The organism is Syntrophotalea sp., from assembly GCF_050253115.1.
GTDB lineage: Bacteria > Desulfobacterota > Desulfuromonadia > Desulfuromonadales > Syntrophotaleaceae > Syntrophotalea > Syntrophotalea acetylenica.
The window spans coordinates 1-7,162 of the sequence record NZ_JBFWJQ010000125.1 but is presented as its reverse complement, the minus strand read 5'-3'; the positions used below and the strand labels follow the sequence as shown (position 1 = coordinate 7,162).

6 protein-coding genes and 1 pseudogene are annotated in these 7,162 nt (G+C 55.9%); 6 read left to right on the top strand and 1 reads right to left on the bottom strand.

Going from position 1 to position 7,162, the window contains the following annotated elements:
• Positions 1 to 28 precede the first annotated feature (28 nt).
• The gene (locus AB7E65_RS11185) at positions 29 to 655 is read right to left on the bottom strand and encodes an AMP-binding protein (protein ID WP_428745920.1); all 627 of its coding nucleotides are present in this window, start codon (positions 653 to 655) and stop codon (positions 29 to 31) included.
• A 270-nt stretch (positions 656 to 925) separates the two neighbouring features.
• Here AB7E65_RS11185 and lepA point away from each other — a divergent pair, with 270 nt between their 5' ends.
• From lepA to AB7E65_RS11155, 6 genes and pseudogenes are all read left to right on the top strand, one after another.
• On the top strand, positions 926 to 2,725 hold the full coding sequence (gene lepA, locus AB7E65_RS11180) for a translation elongation factor 4 (RefSeq protein WP_072287693.1): 1,800 nt from the start codon (positions 926 to 928) through the stop codon (positions 2,723 to 2,725).
• 5 nt (positions 2,726 to 2,730) lie between these two features.
• Complete coding sequence (gene lepB / locus AB7E65_RS11175; RefSeq protein ID WP_072287694.1) at positions 2,731 to 3,387, top strand: signal peptidase I; 657 nt, start codon at positions 2,731 to 2,733, stop codon at positions 3,385 to 3,387.
• Positions 3,388 to 3,602: 215 nt separating this feature from the next.
• Complete coding sequence (gene pyrR, locus AB7E65_RS11170; RefSeq protein WP_072287695.1) at positions 3,603 to 4,139, top strand: bifunctional pyr operon transcriptional regulator/uracil phosphoribosyltransferase PyrR; 537 nt, start codon at positions 3,603 to 3,605, stop codon at positions 4,137 to 4,139.
• 87 nt (positions 4,140 to 4,226) lie between these two features.
• Positions 4,227 to 5,168 carry an aspartate carbamoyltransferase catalytic subunit gene (locus tag AB7E65_RS11165; protein WP_072287696.1) on the top strand — a complete coding sequence of 314 codons (942 nt, stop codon included), beginning with the start codon at positions 4,227 to 4,229 and terminating at the stop codon, positions 5,166 to 5,168.
• A gap of 28 nt (positions 5,169 to 5,196) precedes the next feature.
• The gene (locus AB7E65_RS11160; RefSeq protein ID WP_428745919.1) at positions 5,197 to 6,468 is read left to right on the top strand and encodes a dihydroorotase; all 1,272 of its coding nucleotides are present in this window, start codon (positions 5,197 to 5,199) and stop codon (positions 6,466 to 6,468) included.
• A 128-nt stretch (positions 6,469 to 6,596) separates the two neighbouring features.
• A pseudogene (locus tag AB7E65_RS11155) lies at positions 6,597 to 7,139 on the top strand (carbamoyl-phosphate synthase domain-containing protein); the annotation flags it as partial.
• Positions 7,140 to 7,162 lie beyond the last annotated feature (23 nt).

Sequence of the window (7,162 nt, the reverse complement as noted above, 5' to 3'; positions counted from 1 at the left end):
AATAGCGCCGTAAAATGGAGCGTCGGGTTTAATCCATATCTTTGAATACACTCTTGATCCATTCGGTTATGGTGCCGGCGACCTTTCTTTCTACCGGATGCAGCAACATCCGCTCAAGGTTTCGACCCAGGCTTTCAACGCGTTGCTGCTCTTCGGTGGAAATACGGTACTGCCTGGCCAGTTCACGCCAGGCATCGACGATATCTCCCATGGTCTGCCTGATTTGTGAAGACATCGTCTTTTCGGGGGGGGTATCCAGTGTAACGATTTTTTCAAGATGGTGGAGGTTGGATGCGATATCGGTGAGCACCCCGAGATGTGCCAGATCGGTAAATATTAACCGGGCGCCGCAATCACCCAGAACATGGCGCAGTTCCCCGGCTTTGAGTTCCTTGTCCACGGGCACCACAACAGCCGCGCTTTGCAGGCTGCCGAGGTAGGCGGTAATCCAGGCCGCCGAAGTGCCGCCTATAAGAGCAATCCGGTCCCCTTTGCGTATCCCCCATTGACGCAGGCCGCATGCGGTGCGCTGCACGTCTTCCCATAGCTGGCGATAAGTCATGCTCTGCCAGGATCCCGCGACCTTGAAACGCAAGGCTGTCTTTCCCGGGGTTTTATTTGCGGAATTTCCAATCAGTTCATCAATGGTTGTCAATGCCTCACTCCCTGAAACTTGAATGAATACCGACGCAAGATTGCCATAGCTTGCATACAAGAGCGTTTTCGGCAGCCTGCCAAATAGCCGCTTCCGTTTTAAACGGTAGCGAGATGTTAACGACGGCAGGGACAGGAAGCAATGCTAAAATGATCCTCCCGGCAATATCAGGCGTCCTGACCCGGCGCCTTTTCCCTTTACAAAAACAGGGGGTTTTTGTAAATTACTCCATTCGCATATCTATCCATAAACCCTAAAGAAAAGAGTCCCATGGACCGCAGCAGGATTCGTAATTTTTCCATTATCGCCCATATCGACCATGGCAAGTCGACTTTGGCGGATCGTCTTCTGGAAACGACCGGTGCCCTGACGGATCGCGAAAAAACCAATCAGTTTCTCGATAAACTGGATCTGGAGAGAGAACGCGGCATTACCATCAAGGCCCAGGCCGTACGTTTAAAATATCGGGCCGATGACGGCAAGGACTACATCCTGAACCTGATCGATACGCCCGGTCATGTCGATTTCAGCTATGAAGTAAGCCGGTCCCTGGCTGCCTGCGAAGGCGGATTGCTGGTTGTCGATGCGTCGCAGGGTGTGGAAGCCCAGACTTTGGCCAACGTATACCTGGCCATTGACCAGAACCTCGAGGTATTTCCGGTCCTTAACAAGATTGACCTGCCAGGCGCCGAACCGGCGCGCATCAAGGAGGAAATCGAAGAGATCATTGGCCTGGACGCTTCCGATGCCGTCGAGGCAAGCGCCAAGGAGGGTATCGGCATTCACGAAATCCTCGAAGCGATTGTCGCCAAAGTGCCGGCGCCCGCCGGGGATGCCGATGCGCCGCTCAAAGCGCTGATTTTCGACTCCTGGTACGACTCCTACCAAGGCGTCATCATGCTGGTGCGGATATTCGACGGAACCTTGAAAAAGGGGGAGAAGATCCATCTGATGGCCAGCGGACGCAGCTATGAAGTGCTTAAGATCGGCGCCTTCACCCCCCATCCTGTGGAGATGCCCGAAATGGCGGCGGGGGAGGTTGGGTTCATCATCGCCGGCATCAAGGTGCTGCAGGATGCCAAGGTCGGCGATACCATCACCCATCTGAACCGTTGCGCCGACAAGCCCCTGGCCGGTTTCCAGGAAGTCAAGCCCATGGTTTATTCCGGGCTGTATCCCATCGACAGCGGTGATTACGATGCCCTGCGGGATGCCATGGAAAAACTACGGCTCAACGATGCATCCTTCTCTTTCGAGCCGGAAAATTCCCTGGCGCTGGGTTTTGGCTTTCGCTGCGGTTTCCTCGGACTGCTGCATATGGAGATAATCCAGGAACGCCTCGAGCGGGAATTCAACATGGAGTTGATCACCACCGCGCCGACGGTACGCTACCGTGTCATCACGACCAAGGGCGAGGAACTGGTGGTTGACAGTGCCAACAAGCTGCCCGATGTACAATACATCGACCGGATTCTCGAGCCGTTCATCCTGGCTTCGGTCCACGTGCCGAACGATTATGTCGGCGGTGTGCTCGCCCTTTGCGAGGAAAAACGCGGCATCCAGCGTGAAATCAAGTATCTTACATCGAACCGCGTGATGGTGATTTATGAGCTGCCCCTGAATGAAATCGTGCTCGATTTTTACGACCGCCTCAAGACCGTGAGCCGGGGGTACGCATCCCTCGACTACGAGTTTCTCGACTATCGACCCAGCGACCTGGTCCGGCTGAACATCATGGTCAATGGTGAGGTTGTCGATGCCCTGTCGCTGATCGTGCACCGTGACAAATCCCAGCTTCGTGGACGGGAACTGGTAAGCAAGATGAAGGAATTCATCCCCCGCCAGCAATACGAGGTTGCGGTGCAGGCCGCCATTGGCAACAAGGTCGTGGCAAGGGCCAACGTTAAAGCCCTGCGCAAGGACGTGACGGCCAAATGTTACGGCGGCGATATCACCCGCAAACGCAAATTGCTCGAAAAACAGAAGGAGGGCAAGAAACGCATGAAGCAGGTCGGCAATGTCGAGCTGCCGCAGGAAGCTTTTCTCGCCATTCTTAAAGTAAAGGAATAGTTTTCATGGGTAAATCAACGCAATTGGAATCACCTTCCCTTAAATCCCCGAAACCCTGGTATCGGGAGTGGGGCGAGGCCATCGGCGTCGCCCTGGTTCTGGCGCTGATAATTCGAACCTTCTTTTTTCAGGCCTTTAAAATTCCATCGGGATCCATGGAAGATACGTTGCTGATTGGTGACCATCTGCTGGTCAACAAGTTCGTTTACGGAACCAGGGTTCCCTGGTCTGACGAGCGGCTGCTTCCTCTGCGCGATCCCGGTCGGGGAGATGTCATCGTCTTTGAATTTCCCCTTGATGAGGAACTGCCGTTTTACAAACGCAGGGATTTCATCAAGCGGATCGTCGGTGTGCCGGGAGATGTGGTGGAGGTTCGCGATAAAACAGTCTATGTCAACGGCGAGCCTTTGGTGCTTCCGCAGGAAGTCCACAAAGACCCTTCCTTCAGTGCAGACTCCGGACGCGACAACCTGTTTCCTGTCACAGTGCCGCCGGATAAGTTTTTCGTCATGGGAGACAACCGCGACCACTCCTTCGATAGTCGATTCTGGGGTTTTGTCGAAAAATCCAAAATCAAAGGTCTGGCTTTCATCAAATACTGGTCTTGGGACAGCGCCAAAAACCGTCCGCGATGGAACCGCATCGGCCGCACCATCGAATAGGGCAGGCGGAAGATTTTGGTTTGACAAGATAACCTTCTTTCTGTACAATTCGAAAGATTTGGAAACAGCAAGAATAATGCCTTTTAAGTTAATCCGAGAGGTTAGCAAGGGTGGTTATACCGACAATAGCGAACGATGAAAGCACCAGTCCGGGTATCTTCTCCCGAAAGAGAGGATACCTTTTTTTTGCCAGAAATCCGGGGGGGGGTAATCCAATGGGGAAAACCGAAACCATCATTCTCGACGAAGCGGCCATCAGTCGGGCCCTGACACGTATCGCCCATGAGATCCTCGAACACAATCACGGAACCGCGGATCTGGCTCTGGTCGGCATCCGCACCGGTGGAGATCATCTGGCGCTGCGATTGCAAAAACGCTTGCAGGATATCGAAGGCACAACGGTTCCGCTTGGTACCGTGGACATCACCATGTATCGCGACGATCTTGCATCCCGTGGCAGTCTGCCGGTCGGCAGAACGGACATTCCCTTTCCCGTCGACGGCAAGCGCATCGTTCTGGTCGACGACGTTCTGTATACCGGGCGCACCATACGGGCCGCCATGGATGCGCTGATGGATATGGGCCGCCCTCGCAATATCCAGCTGGCGGTTCTTATCGATCGCGGCCACCGGGAACTCCCGATCCGCCCGGATTTCGTCGGACGGAATGTGCCTACCGCCGCCATTGAGAAAGTAACTGTACGGTTTGACGAGCAGCAGCGCCCCGTAGAAGTCTGTCTGACCAAGCCCTGAGGCTATGGCGAAAAGATATAAACAGGTTCAGCTTTTCTCGCTCAACTGGTTTTCGAATAAACGAACTCTCAAGTCAGGAGATGCGATATGGCATTCAACCACAAACATATTCTTGGCATCGAGCAGATGTCGCCGGAGGACATCGCCCTGATTCTCGACACGGCCGAGAGCTTCAAGGAAGTCAGCCTCAGGCCGATCAAGAAAGTTCCGACCCTGAGGGGAAAAACCATCATCAACGTTTTTTTTGAAGCCAGCACCCGAACTCGCACCTCCTTCGAGATTGCCGGGAAACGGCTTTCCGCCGACACGGTAAACATCAGCGCATCGACTTCAGCGGTCGTCAAAGGGGAAACCCTTGAAGACACCGCCAGAAATCTCGAAGCCATGAAGCCCGACATTATCGTGATGCGTCATTCCTGCTCCGGCGCGCCCCATTACCTGGCTGAACGTTGTGACTTTTCCGTCATCAACGCGGGCGACGGCGCGCACGAACATCCCAGTCAGGCGCTGCTCGATATTTTGACGATGCGGCAACACAAAGGGCAGATCGAAGGGCTGACAGTGGCCATTATCGGCGACATTACCCATAGCCGGGTTGCCCGTTCCAATGTTTACGCCCTGCACAAGCTGGGCGCGAACGTCAGGCTTTGCGGTCCCGGAACCATGCTGCCGCCTGGCATTGAGCGGCTTGGCGCCAGGGTGTTTCATCGCATCGAAGATGCCATCCATGGCGCGGATGTGGTCATGATGCTTCGCATTCAGCAGGAACGCCAAGGCAAAACCATGTTGCCGTCACTGCGGGAATACGCCATGTTTTTCGGGCTCAACCCGGAGCGCATGAAACTTGCCAAACCTGATGCTATCGTCATGCATCCCGGTCCGATGAATCGCGGCGTTGAAATTGCCTCCTCCGTCGCCGATGGCAACCAGAACGTGATTCTTCATCAGGTGGAAAACGGCGTTGCCGTGCGCATGGCCCTGCTTTATCTCGTTTCCGGCGGTGAAAAGCTTGAAGATTCGGCGCAATAACACGTTCCTGCGCGAATAGGGGATAATTATGAACACCATTATTAAAAACGGACGGGTACTGGATCCGGCACACGGCATCGACATGTCGTGCGATCTTCTGATCAAGGACGGCAGCATCGCTGACATGTCGCCAAACATCGAGGTTGAGGATGCCGAATGCATCGATGCTTCCGGCTGTCTTGTGACGCCGGGCCTGATTGACATCCATGTGCACTTGCGCGACCCCGGGTTCGAGTACAAGGAAGACATCGAATCAGGCACTCGCGCCGCGGCCGCCGGTGGGTTTACCGCGGTCGCCTGCATGCCCAATACCGCCCCGGTTAACGACAGCAAGGCTACCACCCGCTATATTCTGGAGAAGGCCGCACAGGTCGCCCACACCAGAGTTTATCCGGTTGGCGCCATCACCAAGGGCCTCAAGGGGGAATCCCTTGCCGAACTCGGAGATCTGAAGAATGCCGGATGCGTTGCGGCATCCGATGACGGTCATCCGGTGACCAACGGCGAAATCATGCGCCGCGCTCTCGAATATGCACGTTCCTTCGACCTGCCCCTGATCAGCCATTCCGAAGATTTGACCCTGGTCGGCGATGGTGTAATGAACGATGGCTTCGTGGCTACCGAACTGGGGCTGCGCGGAATCCCCTGGGTTGCTGAAGTCGCCGCCATCGCCCGGGACGTGATGCTGGCTGAGTATACCGGAGCCCGTCTGCATATTGCTCATGTTTCGACCCGCGGAGCCGTTGACATCATCCGCGCCGCGCAGAAACGGGGGGTGCGTGTTACCGCGGAGACCGCGCCACATTACTTTACCCTCACCGAAGACGCGGTGCGGGGATACAACACCAATGCCAAGATGAATCCGCCGCTGCGCTCTGGCGATGACCTCGAAGCGATACGCGCCGGGCTGGCGGATGGCACCCTGAGCGTCATTGCCACCGATCATGCCCCCCATCATCTCGATGAGAAGAACGTGGAATTCAATCTGGCGCTGAACGGCATCATCGGTCTGGAAACCTCCTTGCCGCTCACCCTGCGGCTTGTGGAAGAGGGGGTTCTGTCCCTTTCCGAGGCCATTTTCTGCCTGACGGCCGGCCCGGCCCGAGCCCTGAATCTTCCCGGCGGAACGCTGGAGGTCGGCCGACCCGCCGATGTGACCATCATTGATCCGGAAGTCAAATGGACTATGGATCCCGCGGCAGGGCGGTCACGAAGCCAGAATACCCCGTTTGGCGGGTGGAAACTCAAAGGTCGCGCAATCTGCACTCTGGTGGATGGACGCGTCAGGTTTAAAAGATAGACGGCTGAGGTTCCGGACCTCCGGGAATCTGATGATGGTATGTGGTGGCGCGCCTTTTGGAAACGGCGCCATAATACTGGATACGGAAGCCTCGACAGCATTTCAAGAACTGTAAGGAGTAAGTCCCCATGAAAGCAATTCTGGCCCTTGCCGACGGCAGGGTTTTTGTTGGCAAAGCCTTCGGCGCCCGGGGGGAAGTCACCGGAGAGGTGGTTTTCAACACCAGCATGACCGGTTATCAGGAAATTCTGACCGATCCGTCCTATTGCGGTGAAATCGTGACCATGACCTATCCCCTTATCGGCAATTACGGCGTCAACCCCGAAGACGTCGAGTCCGACCGTCCGTTTCTGTCCGGCTTTGTGGTCAAGGAGGCCTGTCCTTACCCCAGCAACTGGCGCAGCACCGCCACTCTCGACGAATACCTGCAACAGAACGCCATCGTCGGCATTCAGGGGATCGATACCCGGGCACTGGTGCGGCATATCCGCGATCATGGCGCCCAGACCGGGGTGATCTCCTCGGTCGACCTGGATCCCGCTTCCCTGATCGACAAGGCGCGCCGGGCCCCGTCCCTGGTCGGTCGGGATCTGGTCCGGGAAGTGACCTGCAAGCAGCCATACCACTGGACCGAAGGAACCTGGGGCCTCGGCGAAGGCTACCAGACGGCTGGGCCGCCCCGGTAGAAAGTGGG

Excerpts from the sequence above, each read along its gene's own strand:
- lepA (WP_072287693.1), top strand. The coding sequence starts at position 926 with ATGGACCGCAGCAGGATTCGTAATTTTTCCATTATCGCCCATATCGAC.
- lepB (WP_072287694.1), top strand. The coding sequence starts at position 2,731 with ATGGGTAAATCAACGCAATTGGAATCACCTTCCCTTAAATCCCCGAAA.
- pyrR (WP_072287695.1), top strand. The coding sequence starts at position 3,603 with ATGGGGAAAACCGAAACCATCATTCTCGACGAAGCGGCCATCAGTCGG.
- AB7E65_RS11165 (WP_072287696.1), top strand. The coding sequence starts at position 4,227 with ATGGCATTCAACCACAAACATATTCTTGGCATCGAGCAGATGTCGCCG.
- AB7E65_RS11160 (WP_428745919.1), top strand. The coding sequence starts at position 5,197 with ATGAACACCATTATTAAAAACGGACGGGTACTGGATCCGGCACACGGC.